Source organism: Pseudomonas sp. Y39-6, assembly GCF_023651955.1.
Classification (GTDB): domain Bacteria; phylum Pseudomonadota; class Gammaproteobacteria; order Pseudomonadales; family Pseudomonadaceae; genus Aquipseudomonas; species Aquipseudomonas veronii.
Genome location: NZ_CP069594.1, coordinates 1210090 through 1227625 on the forward strand (window position 1 = coordinate 1210090; position 17536 = coordinate 1227625).

15 protein-coding genes and 1 pseudogene are annotated in these 17536 nt (G+C 63.3%); 3 read left to right on the top strand and 13 right to left on the bottom strand.

Translation table 11 applies throughout. From position 1 onward, the window contains the following. The 3 genes from JN756_RS05485 to JN756_RS05495 are packed head-to-tail and all read left to right on the top strand — an operon-like array spanning nucleotide 1 to nucleotide 3263. Entirely contained in the window at nucleotides 1–2202 is a 2202-nt protein-coding gene (locus tag JN756_RS05485) for an FUSC family protein (RefSeq protein WP_079442886.1), read from the top strand. Then, nucleotides 2192–2392: a DUF1656 domain-containing protein gene (locus tag JN756_RS05490; protein WP_046384639.1), complete on the top strand. Its 201-nt coding sequence runs from the start codon at nucleotides 2192–2194 to the stop codon at nucleotides 2390–2392. Before JN756_RS05485 ends, JN756_RS05490 begins: the two co-directional genes overlap by 11 nt. Before the next feature lie 10 nt (nucleotides 2393–2402). Then, the gene (locus JN756_RS05495) at nucleotides 2403–3263 is read left to right on the top strand and encodes an efflux RND transporter periplasmic adaptor subunit (RefSeq protein WP_046384638.1); all 861 of its coding nucleotides are present in this window, start codon (nucleotides 2403–2405) and stop codon (nucleotides 3261–3263) included. 34 nt (nucleotides 3264–3297) lie between these two features. Here the strand turns inward: JN756_RS05495 and JN756_RS05500 are convergent, their stop codons facing one another. The 13 genes and pseudogenes from JN756_RS05500 to JN756_RS05560 all read right to left on the bottom strand — a co-directional run bounded on the left by JN756_RS05500 (nucleotide 3298) and on the right by JN756_RS05560 (nucleotide 17534). Further along, nucleotides 3298–4200, bottom strand: a complete 903-nt coding sequence (locus JN756_RS05500) for an HlyD family secretion protein (protein ID WP_201021909.1) — start codon at nucleotides 4198–4200, stop codon at nucleotides 3298–3300. Next, a pseudogene (locus tag JN756_RS05505) lies at nucleotides 4197–4847 on the bottom strand (ABC transporter ATP-binding protein); the annotation flags it as partial. The pseudogene JN756_RS05505 and the gene JN756_RS05500, both read right to left, overlap by 4 nt. Nucleotides 4848–4956: 109 nt before the next feature. Beyond that, nucleotides 4957–6087 (bottom strand): ABC transporter permease, encoded by a 1131-nt coding sequence (locus tag JN756_RS05510; RefSeq protein WP_057004278.1) that lies wholly within the window; start codon nucleotides 6085–6087, stop codon nucleotides 4957–4959. Next, nucleotides 6087–7433 (bottom strand): efflux transporter outer membrane subunit, encoded by a 1347-nt coding sequence (locus JN756_RS05515; RefSeq protein WP_236255083.1) that lies wholly within the window; start codon nucleotides 7431–7433, stop codon nucleotides 6087–6089. The genes JN756_RS05510 and JN756_RS05515 overlap by 1 nt, the downstream gene beginning before the upstream one ends. A 310-nt stretch (nucleotides 7434–7743) precedes the next feature. Continuing rightward, complete coding sequence (locus JN756_RS05520; protein WP_017845899.1) at nucleotides 7744–8145, bottom strand: hypothetical protein; 402 nt, start codon at nucleotides 8143–8145, stop codon at nucleotides 7744–7746. Continuing rightward, nucleotides 8146–8958 (bottom strand): SDR family oxidoreductase, encoded by an 813-nt coding sequence (locus JN756_RS05525; RefSeq protein ID WP_046384633.1) that lies wholly within the window; start codon nucleotides 8956–8958, stop codon nucleotides 8146–8148. 14 nt (nucleotides 8959–8972) lie between these two features. After that, nucleotides 8973–9437 carry a hypothetical protein gene (locus JN756_RS05530; protein ID WP_017845897.1) on the bottom strand — a complete coding sequence of 155 codons (465 nt, stop codon included), beginning with the start codon at nucleotides 9435–9437 and terminating at the stop codon, nucleotides 8973–8975. Nucleotides 9438–9700: 263 nt separating this feature from the next. Further along, on the bottom strand, nucleotides 9701–11152 hold the full coding sequence (locus tag JN756_RS05535) for a mannose-1-phosphate guanylyltransferase/mannose-6-phosphate isomerase (protein WP_046384632.1): 1452 nt from the start codon (nucleotides 11150–11152) through the stop codon (nucleotides 9701–9703). Between the two features lie 221 nt (nucleotides 11153–11373). After that, the gene (locus JN756_RS05540) at nucleotides 11374–12027 is read right to left on the bottom strand and encodes an alginate O-acetyltransferase AlgF (RefSeq protein WP_046384631.1); all 654 of its coding nucleotides are present in this window, start codon (nucleotides 12025–12027) and stop codon (nucleotides 11374–11376) included. A 16-nt stretch (nucleotides 12028–12043) separates the two neighbouring features. After that, nucleotides 12044–13228 carry an alginate O-acetyltransferase gene (locus tag JN756_RS05545; RefSeq protein WP_046384630.1) on the bottom strand — a complete coding sequence of 395 codons (1185 nt, stop codon included), beginning with the start codon at nucleotides 13226–13228 and terminating at the stop codon, nucleotides 12044–12046. A gap of 11 nt (nucleotides 13229–13239) precedes the next feature. Then, on the bottom strand, nucleotides 13240–14772 hold the full coding sequence (locus JN756_RS05550; protein ID WP_046384629.1) for an MBOAT family O-acyltransferase: 1533 nt from the start codon (nucleotides 14770–14772) through the stop codon (nucleotides 13240–13242). 195 nt (nucleotides 14773–14967) lie between these two features. Further along, entirely contained in the window at nucleotides 14968–16077 is a 1110-nt protein-coding gene (locus JN756_RS05555; protein WP_126587567.1) for a mannuronate-specific alginate lyase, read from the bottom strand. Between the two features lie 8 nt (nucleotides 16078–16085). After that, the gene (locus JN756_RS05560; RefSeq protein ID WP_046385355.1) at nucleotides 16086–17534 is read right to left on the bottom strand and encodes an alginate O-acetyltransferase; all 1449 of its coding nucleotides are present in this window, start codon (nucleotides 17532–17534) and stop codon (nucleotides 16086–16088) included. Nucleotides 17535–17536: the final 2 nt, after the last annotated feature.

Here is a 17536-nt window from a genome sequence, read left to right on the forward strand (position 1 = left end):
ATGACTCCCTTGCCTGCACCGCTGCGCTGGCTGTATTCCCTTGAGTGGCGCCGTGGCTTTTTCGACTGGGCACGCAGTGACGGCGTGACCTGGGTGTACATCTTCAAGGTGCTGATCGCTGCGTTCGCCACGCTGTGGCTGGCCATGCGCCTGGAACTGCCGCAACCGCGCACCGCGATGATCACCGTGTTTATCGTGATGCAACCCCAGAGCGGCCAGGTGTTCGCCAAGAGCTTCTATCGCTTCCTCGGCACCTTGGCCGGGTCGGCGGTGATGGTGTTCCTGATCGCCTTGTTTGCGCAGAACACCGAGCTGTTCCTCGGCTCGCTGGCGATCTGGGTGGGGATCTGCACCGCTGGCGCCACGCGCAACCGCAACTTTCGCGCCTATGGCTTTGTGCTCGCCGGTTACACCGCTGCGATGGTCGGCCTGCCGTCCCTGGCCCACCCGGACGGGGCGTTCATGGCGGCCGTGTGGCGGGTGCTGGAAATTTCCCTGGGGATTCTGGTCTCCACGCTGGTCAGCGCGGCGATCCTGCCGCAGACCTCCAGTGCAGCCATGCGCAACGCGCTGTACCAGCGCTTTGGCGTATTCGCGCTGTTCGTCACCGACGGCCTGCGTGGGCGCAGCCAGCGCGAAACCTTCGAAAGCACCAACGTGCGCTTTATCGCCGAAGCCGTGGGCCTGGAAGGCCTGCGCAGCATCACCGTGTTCGAAGACCCGCACATGCGTCGGCGCAACGGCCGGCTCAGTCGCCTCAACAGCGAATTCATGAGCATCACCACGCGCTTCAACGCCTTGCACCAGTTGCTCGAACGCCTGCGTGCCGATGCCGCGGACCACGTTGTCGCCGAAATCAAACCGGGCTTGCAGGACTTGGCCGAGGTACTCGACGGGTTCTCCGGCCGCGCCCTCACCAGCCCCGACGCGGCGCGGCTGGTCAACCAGTTGAGCGTCTACAAGGACGGCTTGCCCGCCAAGGTCCGCAGCCTGCGAGCGATCTTCCAGCAAGGCAACCCGAGCGAAGACGAGCAGTTGGACTTTCATACCGCCTACGAGCTGCTCTACCGCTTCGTCGACGACCTGCACAACTACGCACAGACCCACGCCTCCCTGGCCGATCACAGCCATGCGCGGGAACAGTGGGACGAAACCTTCATCCCCAAAACCAACTGGCTGGCCTGCGTGGCCTCGGGGGTGCGGGCGTCGTTCATCCTGATCGTGCTCGGCAGCTACTGGGTGGCGACCGCTTGGCCGAGCGGCGCGACCATGACCATGATCGCCGCCGCCACCGTCGGCCTGTCCGCCGCCACGCCGAACCCCAAACGCATGGCGTTCCAGATGGCGTGCGGCACCCTGATCGGGGCGCTGGTGGGCTTCGTCGAAATGTTTTTCGTGTTTCCCTGGATCGACGGCTTCCCGCTGCTGTGCGTGATGCTCGCGCCGGTGATCATCCTCGGCGCCTTCCTCGCTTCACGCCCGCAATACGCCGGGGTCGGCGTGGGCCTGCTGATCTTTTTCAGCACCGGTTCGGTGCCGGACAACCTCACGGTCTACAACCCCTACAACTTTATCAACGACTACATCGCGATGATCATCGGCATGCTGGTGTGCGCGGCGGCAGGGGCGATCATCCTGCCGCCCAACAGCCGCTGGCTGTGGCGCCGCCTGGAACAGGACCTGCGCGAGCAAGTGGTGTACGCGATCAGCGGCAAGCTCAAGGGCCTGGCGTCGAGTTTCGAAAGCCGCACCCGCGACCTGCTGCACCAGGCCTACGGCCTCGCTGTCGGCCAGCCGCAAGTGCAACGCAACCTGCTGCGCTGGATGTTCGTGGTGCTTGAAGTCGGCCATGCGATCATCGAGTTGCGCAAGGAACAGGCGATCTTGCCGATCCACCCGGCCTACGCCGAATCCCAGCCATGGCGCCAGGCGATCCGCGTGATGGGCCGCTCACTGGTGCGCCTGTTCCTGCAACCCAGCGCCAGCAACCTGGAGCGCGGGCTGATTGCCGTCGACCATGCGATCAGCCGCGTGCAGGCGACCGACGAACCCTTCGCGCCGCACTTCGATACCTCGGCCCTGCGTCGGGTGAAAAGCTACCTGCACTTCATCCGCACTTCGCTGCTGGACCCGCAATCGCCGCTGGCGGCCTACAAGCCCCAAGGCGCGCTTATGTTGAAAGGAGCTGGGCATGCCTCGTGAAATCGCGTTCCACGGCATTTACATGCCGACCGTGACCCTGATGTTTTTGATCGCGGCGGGGTTGGCCTGGGCGCTGGACCGCTTCCTGGCGGGGTTCGATCTGTACCGTTTTTTCTGGCACCCGGCGTTGCTGCGCCTGAGCCTGTTCGTTTGCCTGTTCGGCGCCCTGGCGCTGACCGTCTACCGTTGAGAATGCCCCGATGAAAAAGTTTTTCAGCCTGCTCGCGACCTTGCTGGTTCTGGCTCTGGCGATCTGGATTGGCCGCACGCTGTGGGTGCATTACATGGAAACCCCCTGGACCCGCGATGGCCGCGTGCGTGCCGACATCATCAACGTCGCCGCCGACGTCACCGGCGAAGTGGTCGACGTGCCGGTGCGTGACAACCAGTTGGTGAAAAAGGGCGACCTGCTGATGCAGATCGACCCCGAACACTACCGCCTCGCCGTCAAACAGGCACAAGCCCTTGTCGCATCGCGCAAAGCCACCTGGGAAATGCGCAAAGACAACGCCCACCGCCGCGCCGACCTCGACGCGCTGGTGATCTCCAGGGAAAACCGCGACGACGCCAGCAACGTCGCCGACTCGGCCCTCGCCGACTACCAGCACGCCCAGGCACAACTGGAAGCCGCCGAACTGAACTTGAAACGCACGCAAGTGGTGGCGGCCGTCGACGGCTACGTCACCAACCTCAACGTGCATCGCGGTGACTACGCGCGCATCGGCGAAGCCAAGATGGCCGTGGTCGATATGAACTCGTTCTGGGTCTATGGCTTCTTCGAAGAAACCAAACTGCCCCACGTCAAGGTCGGCGATAAGGCCGATATGCAGTTGATGAGCGGCGAAACCCTCAAGGGCCATGTGGAAAGCATCTCCCGCGGCATCTACGACCGCGACAACCCCGAGAGCCGCGAACTGATCGCCGACGTGAACCCGACCTTCAACTGGGTGCGCTTGGCCCAGCGCGTGCCGGTGCGGATTCATATCGATGAAGTGCCCGAAGGCGTGTTGTTGGCGGCGGGGATTACCTGCACGGTGATTGTCGACTCTATCCAGCACTGAACCTCTGTCGGGCTGGGCGGGTCGTGACGATTACCTACGGCCCAAACCGCACCAGCAGGCGCTGCCCCACGCGCAGAGAAGGCGGCGCCGGCTGATCGAACGCCAATATGCATTCAACGGTACGCGTATTGGCCCTGACCAAGGCGTCGTCTTCCAGGGTGCTGTTGCCCAGTACCGCGCTGATCCGCACCACATGGGCGGTCAGCGCCACTGAACCATCGGCGCTGTCATCGGTGACTTCGGCCTTCATCCCGGGGCGCACCGCGCCGGTGAATGACTCGTTGAGCTCAGCCCTTACGATACGCGCCTGGTTCGGCAACAAAACGAAAGCCGGCCCGGACTGTGCAGACACTGCGGCACCGGGTTGAATCAGGCGCCGAACCACCTCGGCGTCGACCGGCGCACGCAGGCTGCGTTGCGCCAGTTCGTAGCGTGCCGCCGTCAGCTTTCTCGCGGCGACTTCGGCGTCTGTCTGAGTCTTTTCAGTCTCGTCGCGCAAGCGCTCGGCGGCCTCGTGGGCCCCATCGGCACTCTGGCTGTCGCCGGCGCCTGCCTTGGCGGCGGCGGTCAGGCGGCTGGCCTGCTGCTCGGCGAACTTGAGCTGCCTTGCCAACTGTTTGGCTTGGATCTGCACTTGGCGTTGCTCGGTCAGTGCGGCGGCGACTGCCAGTTGCGCCAGTTCACTGTCCAGGGTGGCGAGCAGTTGGCCTTTCTTGACCTGCTCGCCTTCCGTCACCTTGATCTCGGCGACCACGCCGTCGCGACTCGCGCCGAGCTTGAGCAAACCGCCTTCCACATCGATACGGCCGCGTGCGACGGCCAGGTAGGTTGGCGCCGATGACGTCGGCGTGGAAGGCGCATCTTCACGGGAGCAGGCGCTCAGCAATACAAGTGCGGTACTCAGAAGCAGCCAAGAGCGAAGCGGGCGCGCGTTCATACAGAGTGTTCCTGGGTTCCGACCATAGCGGCCGGTTGGAAGGGAAGGGATTGATCGTTCAAAATGCGGCCGTCTTCTATGGTCAGCACGCGGTCGCAATTACTGATCAGGCGCGGATCGTGGCTGACGCACAGCACCGTGGTGCCACGCGTGCGGGCGATGCGGTGCAAAATATCGATCACGATCTGGCCGTTGGCCGCATCGAGGGCGCTGGTCGGTTCGTCGGCGAACAACAACTCGGGGGCCTTTGCCACGGCGCGTGCAATCGCTACGCGCTGCTTTTCGCCGCCGGACAATTCGGCCGGGCGCAGTTGCATGCGCGAGCCCAGCCCGACGTCCTCCAGCGCCTCAATGGCGCGCGCTCGGACTTCCGTGCTCGGCAGCCCCAGGTAGCTCAAGGGCAGTTCGACCTGTTGCTGCGCAGTCAACGCCGGAAACAGGTTGAACCCCTGGAATACGAAGCCGGTGTGGCGCAGGCGAAAATACTCCAGGGCCCGCGTGTCGAGGCTTGAAAGGTTGTGCCCCAGGGCCGATGCGCTGCCGCGGTCGGGCTGCTGCAGGCCGCTGAGGATCGCCAGTAGCGTGCTTTTGCCACAGCCGGACGGGCCTGAGATCAGGGTCAGTTCGCCGGGCCGTATCGCCAGGGTAATGTCATGCAGCACTGGGGTTACGACCCGCCCCGAGGTGAACGATTTACTGATACTGCTGGCTTGCAGCGTGAAGGGTGTGGCGGATGTCAGGAGACTCATGGCAGTGCTATCTCAGAAGGCTGGCCGGGTCGGCGTGGCGTAAGGTGCGGATGGCCGCCAGGCCCGACACGAGTGCCAGGAGCATGCTCAGGCACAGGCAGGCGAGGGCCGCGACGGGCGAAAGCTGCACCGGCACGTTGTAGTGCGCCGCCAGGGCGAAGAACAGGCCGGCGAGCACCGAACTGCCCAGCAGCCCCAGTGCCCCGACCCAGAAAGCCTGCTCCATGACCACTTTGCGCAGGGCATTCAAGCCGACGCCAAGGGCGTTCAAGGTGGCGTATTCGCGGATGGAACCGACGACGGCGGCGACCAGCGTCTGGCTGGTGATGACCGCGCCCACCAGGAACACAATCGCGGCCAGAAACAGCACGCCGGCACCGGCGCCGGTGTCGAACATCCAATACATCTGCGAGCGCTGGGCGAACTGTTGTGCGGTCCATACCGAATAGTTACCGAACGCAGGACCGTTGCTCAGGCGCGCGGCAACCGCACCGGCCTGAGCGGGATCGCGCACTTTGGCCACCAGGTAGGTGATGCGGTCTGCTGCGGTGGTGGTGTCGAGCTGCCGGGCGGTGGCCAGCGACGCCAGCACATTGACCCCGCCCAGCGCGCGCAGGCCGCTGGTGACGCCCACCACGCGCACACGTTGCCCGTTGATGGTCGCGGCGTCCCCCAGGTTCACGCCCAGGGTGCTCAGATCGGCGCGGTCGACGATCACCGCACCGGGCTCGGCCAGGCGGGCGCGCAGTGCCGTCGGCAGGGCGCGCGCAAACATCAGGCCGTCTGGCCCGGCGTCGATGCCGCTGACAAACACCGACACGCCACCGGTATCTCGCGCACCGCGCCAATCGGCGTCGACCCAGCGAAACGACTCGACACGCAGGACATCGGCGTCCATGCGCAGGCGCATTTCCACGCCGGCATCGATCGGTCTCCCGAGGTTGACGCTTTGCGTGCCGGGGTAACCGACCCAGAGGTCCGCCGTAGAGCCGGTGATATAGACGCTGGCACTGCCGAAAATACCCAGCACCAGCGCGGCCTGGAGCAACTGCAGCAGCCCCGCGAAGCCTACGGCAATCATCGCGGGCAGGAAGCGCCGCCATTCGTGGATCAGTGTCAGACGGGCAAGCGCCACCATCAGTCAGCATCCTTCACTGTCGGGTTCGGTAACGGTGCGCCGCCCAGGGCTTTATAAAGCGCGATGTAGGCGATGTCCCGTTCGGTGCTGGCGCTGTCGGCCTGTCGCATGGCTTGCAGTGCCTGCACATGGGCGCTCGTCAGCTCCAGTGGGCTCATGAGCCCCAGGCGCTCGCGTTGTTGCAAGGCCTCCAGGCGCGTCTGCGTCGCCTTATGGGCCTGGCGCGAGGCGTGCTCGCGCAGGCGCGTTTGTTCGAGGTCGCCCAGGGCGATTTCGGCTTCGGCAACGCCTTGCAACACGGCCTGGCGATAAGTCAGAACCGCTGCCTGCAACAGGTGGTCTTTCGCGCGGGCAGTGGCGATACGTTGGCCCCAGTCGAACAACGGGATGCTGATCCCCGGCCCGGCCGAGAAAATGCTGTTGCCGCTGGGCGTGCGCTTGCGGTTGCTGGCAATGTTCAGCGACCACTGCAACGAAGCGCCCAGGCTGAGATGCGGGTAGATATCGGCGCGGCTCATCCCCAACTCCCCGGCGGCCACAAGAACCTCGGCCTCGGCGTTGGCAATTTCCGGGCGTGTGCGCAGCAGGTCCGCCGGCACGTTGTTGAGTTGCCACTGGCCGAGCGTGGGCTGCGGTCCGGGCTGCAGCCAGCGCGGGTCGGGCTCTGGCCTACCCGACAACAGCGCCAACTGCTGGGCATGGCGGTGGATCCGTTGTTGCGGCCCGCTCATCTGCATCTCGGCTCGCGCCAGTTCAGCCTCGGCGCCCGCCACGTCAGCGTGCGGCGCCAGGGCAAGTTGCTCGCGCACGCGCAGCAGCGCCAGTTTTTCCTGCTGAGCGTCACGAATGGCCGTCAGCGCGCGTTCGGCGTGTTGCGCCGAACGCAGCTCAACCCAATGCCGGGTGACTTCTGCGACCAGCGACACCTGGACGCTGCGCAAGTCGGCGGCCACCAGCGCCTGGTTGCCCTCGGCGATGCGATCCGCGCTCTGCCTGGCGCCGAACAGTGGCAGTTCCCATTGCGCATCGAAGCCGATCAGGAAGTACGAACTGCTGGTGTCGGGGCTTATCGCGTCGTGGGTCTTGATCCCGAGCGAGGGCAGATAGGGCGCTTGCGAATGTTGGCTCAGCACTCGCGCAGCCCGCAGGCGCTCGACTGCGGCGGCGACGTCGAGGTTGTTGTGCAATGCCTGATCCACCAGGGTATCGAGTTCAGGATCATTGAAGGCGTGCCACCACCGATTGAGGTCGGGCTTGGCCGGCGCCAGAGGGGACGGTGCATTGCGCCATGCCTCTGGCGCGGGCGGTTTCAACGCGGGCAGAGGTGCGACCGAACAGCCTGTCACCGCAGTTAACCCCAGTGACAGTGTGAGCAGCGTCCGACAGGCGCGCGATTTGTTTAAAGGCTTGATAGGGGTCACCCAAGAGGTACCGGAACGACTGTGTCGAATCGACGCGAACAGCGATCAACGACAAGCGAGGTATGAGGTCTGAGCGTGTTGAGTCAGAGGTCAGCGCGTCACTCTAGCGAGAGTGTCCGTTCAGTTCTGTAGCGAAATTGTATTGCCGCCAATGAGCGGGGGACTCAGGGCGTTGGGCTGTGCGCGCAAGCGGGGGGAGGCTTGCGCGCATACTGGCGGGGTGTTGCCTGGCGGTTCAGGCCTGGCAGTACGTCTCGTGCAAATGGCGCCACAGCAGTGCGCCGCTGGCCTGTTTCTCGAAGACCACCGTGGCGCGGCGATCGGTCTGGGTGCCGCTGTCGTCGATCTGATGTTCGCGGTAACTGACGACGGCGCCGCGGGCATGCCGGTCAATGCCGCTCAGTTCGCTCAAGGTGATCTTCAACCCTGGCCGCTGGCCGCCCAGGCGGGTGAACAGGTAATTGACCCCAGCGGCGTTCATGCGTGTGCCGGTGGAGGGCGCAATCATGCTGAACTCCGGCGAGAAGCGCGCGAGCAGCCTTTGCAGCGTGCCTTCAGGCGCCACGCCGGCGAACCACTGTTCGATCTCGACGTGGGTCTGGATCACTTCTTCGAAAAAGTCGCTGTAGTCGATCATTTACAAACTCCTATTCAAACCAAAGCGTCGCTTCAATACGTTTTCCAACAACCCTTTGGGCAGTAACGCCGCCATCAACGGCAGTGCCCGACTGCCATTGCCCGCGCGCAATAAGCGGGGCGGTGTCGGTTGTTGCACGGCGTTCAGGACCTGGCTGGCAAATCGGCTGGCCGGTGTTGGGTTGTCCTGGGAGGCCCGGGAGCGCGCGCGGATGCCTTCGCGCAACGGCCACCACGGCGATTGTTCGTTGATCAACAGCTCCGCCTGGGCCCCGGCGTTTTTCGCAAAGCGGGTATCGATTGCGCCCGGTTGCACTTCCATCACCCGCACGCCAAACGGCGCCAGTTCCATGCGCAGGGCATCGCTCAAGGCATGCACGGCGGCTTTGGAGGCGCAGTAGGCGCCAGCGAATGGCGTCACCAGCACCCCGGAAACGCTGCCGATATTCACCACCAGGCCTTTGCCGCGACGCAGCGCGGGGAAGAACGCCTGGGTCACGCCGACGATGGAAAATACGTTGGTTTCGAACTGACACTGCAGCGCCTCGGTGCCGCCGTCGAGCAACGGGCCCATGGCGCCGTAGCCGGCGTTGTTGACCAGCACATCCAGCTCGCCCCACTGCTCGGCCAGGTGCTGCAAGGCGGCGCTGTCGTTGACGTCCAGTTGCACCGCGTTGAAGCCGGCGGCGGACAAGCCGGCGACGTCTTCCGGTTGGCGGGCGCTGGCCCACACGTCGAAGCCGGCGGATTTGAAGGCCTCGGCCAAGGCGCGCCCGATGCCGCTGGAGCAACCGGTGATGAGTACGTTGGGCATGGATCGGTCCTTTGTCAGTCCGAGAAGCTGCCTTGCAAATGCTCGGCGCGAAATTCCAGGGTTTGCGGGCGGTAGCCAGGGCGCAGCGGCGGGGTGGGCAGGCAGTCGTCCCAGGTGGCGCCGGCCTGCAACTCGCCGGGGCCGCGATAGCGTGGGGCAGCGTAGACGTTGTCGGCCAGGTTGACCGTATCGCCCGGCGCATAGGCAGCGACGCGCCAGCGCAGTTCGGTCAGCGGTACGTCGTTGCCGTTGTTCAGGGTCAGCTTCAGTGGGCGGTCGGCCGGGCAGTCCTGCGGGGCGTAGACAATGCGCAGCTCCAGGCGCGCCAGTTGCGACGCTTCACGATTGTCCAACCACACCACCCACACGCCCACCAGCCCCAGGCCCACAGCGGCGGCCAGCGATACGGGTAGGGCTTTGGCCGGATAGCGCAGCAGCAGGACCAGCCAGGTGATGATCAGGAGAACGCCGAAGAACATGGAGACCACCTCGAATAGGGAACGAGCATCCTAACTTAAGCGTAGGTGGGATTGGCTACCTTGAGTGCTGCGGTGGCCGGGCGGGCCTCATCGGGGGCAAGCCCCCTCCCACCTTTGATCTGTGAATACATTTAAATGTGGGAGGGGGCTTGCCCCCGATGAGGCCCTCACAACCAGCGCAAATCCCAAACAAAAAGCCCCCACCCAAGCCACTGCGGATAGGGGACGCAATGACCTGGGCGAGGGCTTCTTTTACGACTGTTTTACTGCGCGATCGTTTTCACCGACACGCCACGTTCCACCGGCGTCGAGCGACCGTAGATATCCTCAAACCGCTCGATATCGTCTTCGCCCAAATAGCTGCCCGATTGCACTTCGATGATCTCCAGCGGGATCTTGCCCGGATTGCGCAAGCGGTGTACCGAGGCGATCGGGATGTAGGTGGACTGGTTCTCGCAGAGCAGGAACACGTTCTCGTCACAGGTGACTTCGGCGGTGCCGCTGACCACGATCCAGTGTTCGGCGCGGTGGTGGTGCATCTGCAGCGACAGGCACGCGCCCGGCTTGACCGAGATGTGCTTGACCTGGAACCGCCCGCCCATGTCGACCGAGTCGTAGGAGCCCCACGGACGGTAGACTTCGCAGTGGTTCTGGGTTTCGCTGCGCCCTTGTTCGTTGAGGGTGGCGACCATCTGCTTGACGCCCTGGACCTTGTCCTTGTGGGCAATCATCATCGCGTCCTTGGTTTCCACCACCACGATGTTTTCCAGGCCGATCACCGACACCAGCTTGCCGTTGCCGTGGATCATGCAGTTCTTGCTGTCCTGGATCACCACGTCGCCTTTGGTGACGTTGCCGTTGACGTCTTTATCGTTGACCGCCCACAGCGACGCCCAGCAACCCACGTCGCTCCAGCCCGCGCTCAGCGGCACCACGCAGGCGCGCTGGGTTTTTTCCATCACCGCGTAGTCGATGGAATTGTCCGGGCAGCAGGCGAAGGTGGCTTCGTCGAAGGTCACGGTGTCGGCGGTCTGCTCGCTGCGTTCGAGGGTCAGCACGCAGGTGTCGTAGATGTCCGGGTCGTGCTTTTTCAGCTCTTCGAGGAAGCGGCTGGCGCGGAACAGGAACATGCCGCTGTTCCAGAAGTAACCGCCGCTTTTGACGAACTCGACGGCGCGTTTTTCATCGGGTTTTTCCACGAACTGTTGCACGCGGCTCACGCCTTCGGGCAGCAGCGAATCGTTGGCGGACTTGATGTAGCCATAACCGGTTTCCGGACGGGTCGCCGGCACGCCGAACAGCACCATCTCGCCACGCTCGGCGGCCACGGTGGCCAGGGCCAGGGCGCGTTGCAGGGCTTTCTGGTCGTCGATCACATGGTCGGCCGGCAGCACCAGCATCAGCTCATCGCGGCCTTCGTTGACCAGCATCATCGCGGTCAGCGCCACGGCTGGCGCGGTGTTGCGACCGAAGGGTTCCATCAGGATGCGCTGGGCTTCCAGCTTGCGCACGCTCAGTTGCTCGTTGACGATGAACCGATGGTCTTTGTTGCAGACCACGATTGGAGTGTCCATGCCATCGAATACCAGGCGCTCCAGGGTTTGCTGGAACAGCGTGTGCTCGCCGGTCAGGGCCAGGAACTGTTTAGGAAACTGTTTGCGCGAAAGCGGCCAAAGACGTGAGCCGCTACCACCGGAAAGGATTACTGGGATCATGCTGTTTCTCCTTGAATCGATTTGGGTCAGAGCTACGAAGGTTTGTCGTTCCACTCTTGTTTTTGTCTCGGTCCGAACTGACGCCTCTGCCCTCTGTAGGCGCGAACTTGCTCGCGAAGAACTTCCAGACACCGCGTACATCCAGAATGCCCGCGTCATCAGTGGCGATTTTCGCGAGCAAGCTCGCTCCTACAGTGGGTTGCTGTCAGTCCGAGAAATGTTTAGCGGGTCGACACGGGGCGTTTCACCCACACTGGCGACAGGCTTGAACCGGAGCCGGTGATGTACAGCACCGCCGCCTCACCACGCTCCAGGGCTACCGGTTTTACGTCGCCGACTTTCTTGTCGCCGTCGTACAGCGCCAGGCTGACCTTCACCGGGTTGATTTCACGCTCGCCACGGCCTTTGGCGGCGACGGCCTTGACCACGTCGGTCTTGCCGTCGGCGGTTTTCAGGGTCAGGGCCTTGTCGCTGAGGTTCTGCACGCGCACCAGGGATTTCTGTTTGTTCTTGAACGGCGGTTCTTCGATCAACTGCGGCTGACCGCTGCTGTTGTTGACCAGGGTGTAGTAGTGGTCGGCGGCGAGCTTGACCGACACGGTCTGGCTGCCCACCTTGGCGCTGTAGTCGCCGCCGGGCATGAAGCTGAAGTCGCTGCTGGCCAACGGGGCGACGTCGCTCAGGTTGGTGGCGCCGACGGTGGCGCTGACTTCCTGATTGGAGGCGTTATAGACACGCACGAAGCTCGAGCCTTTCGGTGCGACAGGGCCGTACAAGGCCGCGTCACCGGCGAAGGCGGACATCGATACAACGCTCATGCCGGCAACCAGGGCCAGGGTCTTGGCGAGACGACGCGGAGTAGTAGTGAAAGTCATGTGAGTTACCTCTCTTTCAGTTTTGCGCCCGTTCGGGCGTCTCGGATTTTGGGTGTTTAGCTGGAGTGTTCAGAGCCATGTTCTGTTGGCGCGCACCGGCTTGTTTGAGTTGCGCGACCCACTGCGGGTCGGCATCGCCGATTTCGTTGTTGACAGGCAGATAGCGTTCGGGGAACTCCCAGATCAGCACCTGGGGCGGGCGGTTCTTGAAGTCATCGCTTTTGAGGTAGCTGAGCATCGGCAGGATCGGGCCATGGCCGTCTTCGGCGTAGCTGATCACGTCGCTGCCCAGGGCTTGCTTGAGCGCCCCGACGAAGTTCCAGTTGGGGTTGGCGCTGTAGCTGGTGCCGACCAGTGCCACCGGGGTTTCGCTGTCGCTGAACAGCGCGTCGTCGCCTTTGGTTTCGGCCAGGTGCGTGACGCGTTTTTCCAGCGGCTCCTTGGGCGGCATCAGGTTTTCGAACAGCGGGTCGAGCGGCAGGAACAGGCGCAGGTCGCCCTTGTGCGGTGCGGTTTTCTCGGCTTCGGTGACAAAGCGCTGCGGTTCTCCGCTCAGTGGGGCCTTGTCGGCGATCGCCTTGGCCAGTTGCTTGGCGGCGATTTCGGCACCGTCCGGGGTCCAGTGGGTGTCGGTGCGCAGGAACACTTGCTGGCCGCCGAGCTTGGCCTGTTGCAGCGGGCCAAGCAGGTCGGGGGCGAGGATCTTGTCGGCGGCGACACGGGCGTGGAAGTCCTGGTACAGGTTGGCGTGGATGCTCGCCGGTTTCACGTCACCCAGGTGTTCCGGGTACAGGCGCACCTTGGCCGGCACGATGGCGAGCACCAGTTGAATGCCTTGGGCCTTGAGCTGCTGGCGCACGCCTTCGACCAGGGCGTAGTTGCCCTCCAGGTTCTGCTCTTCGTTGACGGCGGGGTTGAACTCCTCGTCGCTGTACAGCCAGTGATCGCGGCCCAGCACTACGCCGGGGCGGCCTTCATTGAACAGCTTGTAGTCCAGCGCGGCCCAGAGGTTGGTGCCCAGGCGCTTGATCGGGAACTGTTCGTCGTAGTGGGTCTCGACGGCTTTGGTCCAGCGGCCGTTGAGCACGGTGGCGTCGGCATTGGTGCTGAAGCCGAAGAAACCGCGCAACGACCAGGCGCCCAGGGCGAGCAGCACCACCAGGAACAGGCTGATATAGAGGACGCGCAATGATCGGGTCATGGTCGGCTCCCTCAGAATTGGAAGTAAAGGAACGGCGAGAAACTCTGCGCCGACAGTTTCAGAATCGACGCCACGAACAGCAGCAGCACCGCCGCGCGCATGGCGTAGCGTGGCCAGTCAGCGGTCCAGTAGGCCGGTTGCACGGCGGCGTCTTTGCCCACGGTGAAACCTGGCTGGTGGATGCTGCCTGGGTCGTCGCCCGGTACGGCCTTGATCAGGCTCGGGTCGGCCGCCTTGGTTTTCTCGGCAGGGCGGTTGCTGTAGAAGTCGCGCAGGCCAAAGAACGCCAACGTTGCGTAGGCCACCACCAGGGTCGCCACTTGCAGGCCGGTGAGGCTGGCGCGGTTGAGTTCCGACAGCGACCATTCGCCAAAGCTGAACATCGCGCCGTACATGCGCCCGGCGACGTGCAGGTTTTCGGAACGGAAGATCACCCAGCCCATCACCACCAGCAGGAAGGTCAGCGCCCAGCGGATCGGGTTGAAGCTGCGCGGCGAGGTGTTCAGGCCGATGGCTTTCTCGATCGCCAGCCACATGCCGTGCCAGGCGCCCCACACGATGTAGGTGATGTTCGCGCCGTGCCACAGACCACCGAGCAGCATGGTCAGGAACAGGTTGCGGTAGGTGATCAGCGTGCCTTTACGGTTGCCGCCCAGGGTGATGTAGAGGTAGTCGCGCAGCCAGGTCGACAGGCTGATGTGCCAGCGCCGCCAGAACTCGGTGATCGACTGGCTGATGTACGGCTGCTTGAAGTTTTCCATGAAGCGGAAACCCATCATCAAGCCCAGGCCGATGGCCATGTCGCTGTAGCCGGAGAAGTCGAAGTACAACTGCGCGGTGTACGCCAGCGCACCGAGCCAGGCATCACCGGTGGTGGGGTTTTGCAGGGCGAAGCAATGGTCGGCCACCACCGCCAGGGTGTCGGCGATGAAGACCTTCTTGATGAACCCCTGCATGAACCGCGTACAGCCTTCGGAGAACTTGTCGAGGGTGTGGGTGCGGTTGTTGAACTGGTCGGCCAGGTCGCGAAAGCGCAGGACGGGGCCGGCGATCAGGTGCGGGAAGATCGCCACGAACGCGGCAAAGTCGATGAGGTTGCGCGTGGCCGGAGTGTCGCCGCGATACACGTCGATGATGTAGCTGATGGACTCGAAGATGTAGAACGAGATCCCGATCGGCAACAGTACGTGGGTCAGGATGAACGGCTCCAGGCCCGCCGACTTCATCATCACGTTGATGCTGTCGACGCCGAAGTTGGCGTACTTGAAGTAGCCGAGGATGCACAGGTCGACCGCCACGCCCAGCAGCAGCCAGCGTTGCGCCGGCTTGGTACGCACGCCGGCGGCACCGACCTTGAGGCCGATCCAGTAATTCCACAGCGTGACGGCGGCGAACAGCGCCAGGAAGTCCACTCGCCACCAGGCGTAGAACACGTAGCTGGCCAGTAGCAGCAGCAGGTTGCGATAGCGTTGCCCGCTCAAGTAGTACAAGCCGAGAAAGATCGGCAAGAACAGAAACAGGAACACATTGGACGAGAAAACCATCCCGATCTCTCCATGTTTAACCAACAGTCAAGGGCCGCAGCCCCCCCAAACCCCCCCACGAATCCGGGGGGAGGTTGTATTGCTCAAATGTGGGAGGGGGCTTGCCCCCGATGGCGGTGTAACAGTCGCCATCTGTGTTGAATGACACACTGCTATCGGGGGCAAGCCCCCTCCCACATTTCTAACCGCGTTTCGTCAGCTGCCTTTGTTGCCTTTTTCGTGCGTCGGGTCGTAGACCTTGGTCAGGTCGCCCCCGAGGCGGAAGGTCTTGAACGGCTGCATCCCATGTTTGCGCTCGAGCACATCCGGCGCGCAGGTGTAGAGGGTGCAGAAGGGTTCAAGCCAGGCGAATTTCATGTCTTCCTTGAGGTCCTTCATGTCCTGCTCTTTGCCGTTCTTCTGCTCGAAGATCTGCGGGTCCTTGACCCCGGCCAGCACCTTGTCGCCCAGGCGTTTGAGCGCGCCGTTGTTTTCCTGGCGCAGGTCCACGCCGTTGACCAGGGCAAAACTGGCGATCATCGACAGCGGCGGCAGGGCGTAGTTGTGGTACGACAGCGCGCGTTGCTGGCGCTTCAGTTCGTTGGGCAGGAAGCCCTGGTCGTCGACCTGGTTGGCGCCGACTTTGTATTCCTTTACCGCCCAGTCAAACAGGTCGCGACGGTTGGTGGCGATGGACGTCGCCATCACCGACCAGGCGGCCCAGTAGGAGTGGTTGTTGGTTTTTTCCAGCGGCAGGTTGTCCCAGTCGCTCACCACCTGATCGGCCAGCCGGTTGAACCAGGCTTCGATCAGTTGCGATTCCTGCTGATGGTTGGCCAGCGGGTGCGAGTCGGAGAACTTCAGGCGCACATAGGCCGAGGCCATGCTGCCCAGCGCCCATTTACGCATGGATTTGCCGGTGTGGTTGAAGTCCTTGGACATCAACGCATCCGCCTTGGCCCAGCTGGTCAGCCAGTTGAGTGTGCATTCCAACTGTTCCGGGCGACCGTCGCGCATGAACTGCATCACGCGCTTGCTGGTGTCTTTTTCCAGCTTGGTGATGTCGGCGGTGCTGTCGCGGAAGGCTTTTTCCGACTGCACGTTCAGCGTGGAACGGGCCTTGTCCGAGCCTTCGTACTTGCTGCGAAACTGCAGCGAGCCGGTGTACGGCGCCGGCATGGCGTCGCAGCCGTCCTTGAAGTCGCCGGTCTTGAACGCTTCCACCGGGGCGAAATAACCCTGGGGCGGACGCAGTGGCGCGGCGGCATTCACAGAACCGGCGAAGATCGCCAGGCCCAGCAATGTGGGGATCAATAACTTCTGCATAGGTAACCTCATTGCCCGAGTGAGGCAGTCTTCTGACCGCCGCTTGGGAATACGTTGCGTGTGCAAATTTTCGCTTCGACTTTCTGCGCGGCAGCACCCGCTTCGGGGCCCTGCACTTCCACGGCCAGCAAGTTCTGCGAGGCCCAGTCTTCGTCGGTGCGCAGTTCAAAGGCGAAACGCCCGTCTGTATCGGATGTTTCGGGTTTTTCGATCTTGATGTCCTCGTGGCGCCCGTTCATGTACCAGAGGGTGGCTTGCAAGGTTTTCACCGACGGGTCGGCGAAGCGGATGTCGACCTGATGGTTGGCGTTGCGCAGGTCTTTGTTCGAACTGTTGACCAGCAATTCGTTCTTGCCGGGTTTCAGGGTGGCGCTGGCGCTCATCTGCGCGGTCTTGCCTTCGCAGCCGTTGTCCAGCAGCGCCATCATCTGGCGGTAGATGGTTTCCTGGTCGAGGCGGTACAACGGCGAGAATTCCCAGATCAGGATTTTCGGCGGGGTCTTCTGGAACTCGTCGCTGCCCAGGTACTGGATCATCGAGCCTTCCAGGCCTCCGCCGGGGAAGGCGACGTTGAGGATGTCGGCGCCGATTTCCTGTTCGAGGAAGCCGGCGAAGTTGTAGTTCTTGCCGCTGTGGCTGGTGCCGACCAGGGTGATCTGCGGGTTGCCCGAATCGCCGAACAGGTCGCCGTCGCCGGCTTCGCCCTTGGGCTCGGTGGTGAACTGGTCCATGTACTGGATCGCGTAGCTGGTGCCGCACAGTTGCCCGGCCATGTTGTGCAGGGTGCCGGTCTTGCCCATGCGCCCGGAGCGCTTGGTTTCGAATTCGCGCTTGGGAATCTCGGCGAACTCGGGCATCGCGCGCACTTTGGCACCGACGATTTTCGCGGTGCGCTGGGCGCCGTAAGGGGTCCAGTGCTGGTCGCCGCGGAAGTAGAAATCGTGGGCCGGTAATTCATCGGGCAACTGCTCGTTGGTCAACGGCGACAGGTCCGGCACCACGTAGCCCATCTTGGCGAAACGGCCGAGCATGCTCTTGTAGTTGCCCAGGGCCTTGTCGAAATCGAACGCGGCTTTCTCTTCGGGGTTGAGCTTGTTGCGGTTCACCAGGCCGCGGGTCGGCTGGTAGACCACCACCAGTTCCACGCCCTTGGCCTTGAACGCATCGTGCAGCTGTTGCATGCGTTTGTAGCCGGCGGGGCTGGTGTCGAATTCGGTGCGCAGGTCTTCCTGGGTACGGAACAGCCAGTCGCCCTGGGCTTGCACCAGGGTGGTGAAGTTCTGCTGGTAGCGCGTGGTGTAGTTCTTCGCGTCGTGGGCCGCCGGGCACAGGCTGCAGCACGGTTCGGCGCTGAAGGTCGGCGCCTTGATCTCGTCGGCGCGCACGCCCTGGCTGGCCGCGAGCAGGCCGAGGGTCAGACCCGAGAGGCTCAACAGTTTGATCATGTGTGGGTGCATAA

What these genes read in the sequence shown, in the direction of transcription:
- JN756_RS05555 (WP_126587567.1), bottom strand. Translation starts at nt 16,077, where the DNA reads ATGCAGAAGTTATTGATCCCCACATTGCTGGGCCTGGCGATCTTCGCC.
- JN756_RS05500 (WP_201021909.1), bottom strand. Translation starts at nt 4,200, where the DNA reads ATGAACGCGCGCCCGCTTCGCTCTTGGCTGCTTCTGAGTACCGCACTT.
- JN756_RS05530 (WP_017845897.1), bottom strand. Translation starts at nt 9,437, where the DNA reads ATGTTCTTCGGCGTTCTCCTGATCATCACCTGGCTGGTCCTGCTGCTG.
- JN756_RS05560 (WP_046385355.1), bottom strand. Translation starts at nt 17,534, where the DNA reads ATGCACCCACACATGATCAAACTGTTGAGCCTCTCGGGTCTGACCCTC.
- JN756_RS05490 (WP_046384639.1), top strand. Translation starts at nt 2,192, where the DNA reads ATGCCTCGTGAAATCGCGTTCCACGGCATTTACATGCCGACCGTGACC.
- JN756_RS05495 (WP_046384638.1), top strand. Translation starts at nt 2,403, where the DNA reads ATGAAAAAGTTTTTCAGCCTGCTCGCGACCTTGCTGGTTCTGGCTCTG.
- JN756_RS05550 (WP_046384629.1), bottom strand. Translation starts at nt 14,772, where the DNA reads ATGGTTTTCTCGTCCAATGTGTTCCTGTTTCTGTTCTTGCCGATCTTT.
- JN756_RS05535 (WP_046384632.1), bottom strand. Translation starts at nt 11,152, where the DNA reads ATGATCCCAGTAATCCTTTCCGGTGGTAGCGGCTCACGTCTTTGGCCG.
- JN756_RS05540 (WP_046384631.1), bottom strand. Translation starts at nt 12,027, where the DNA reads ATGACTTTCACTACTACTCCGCGTCGTCTCGCCAAGACCCTGGCCCTG.
- JN756_RS05520 (WP_017845899.1), bottom strand. Translation starts at nt 8,145, where the DNA reads ATGATCGACTACAGCGACTTTTTCGAAGAAGTGATCCAGACCCACGTC.
- JN756_RS05510 (WP_057004278.1), bottom strand. Translation starts at nt 6,087, where the DNA reads ATGGTGGCGCTTGCCCGTCTGACACTGATCCACGAATGGCGGCGCTTC.
- JN756_RS05525 (WP_046384633.1), bottom strand. Translation starts at nt 8,958, where the DNA reads ATGCCCAACGTACTCATCACCGGTTGCTCCAGCGGCATCGGGCGCGCC.
- JN756_RS05545 (WP_046384630.1), bottom strand. Translation starts at nt 13,228, where the DNA reads ATGACCCGATCATTGCGCGTCCTCTATATCAGCCTGTTCCTGGTGGTG.
- JN756_RS05485 (WP_079442886.1), top strand. Translation starts at nt 1, where the DNA reads ATGACTCCCTTGCCTGCACCGCTGCGCTGGCTGTATTCCCTTGAGTGG.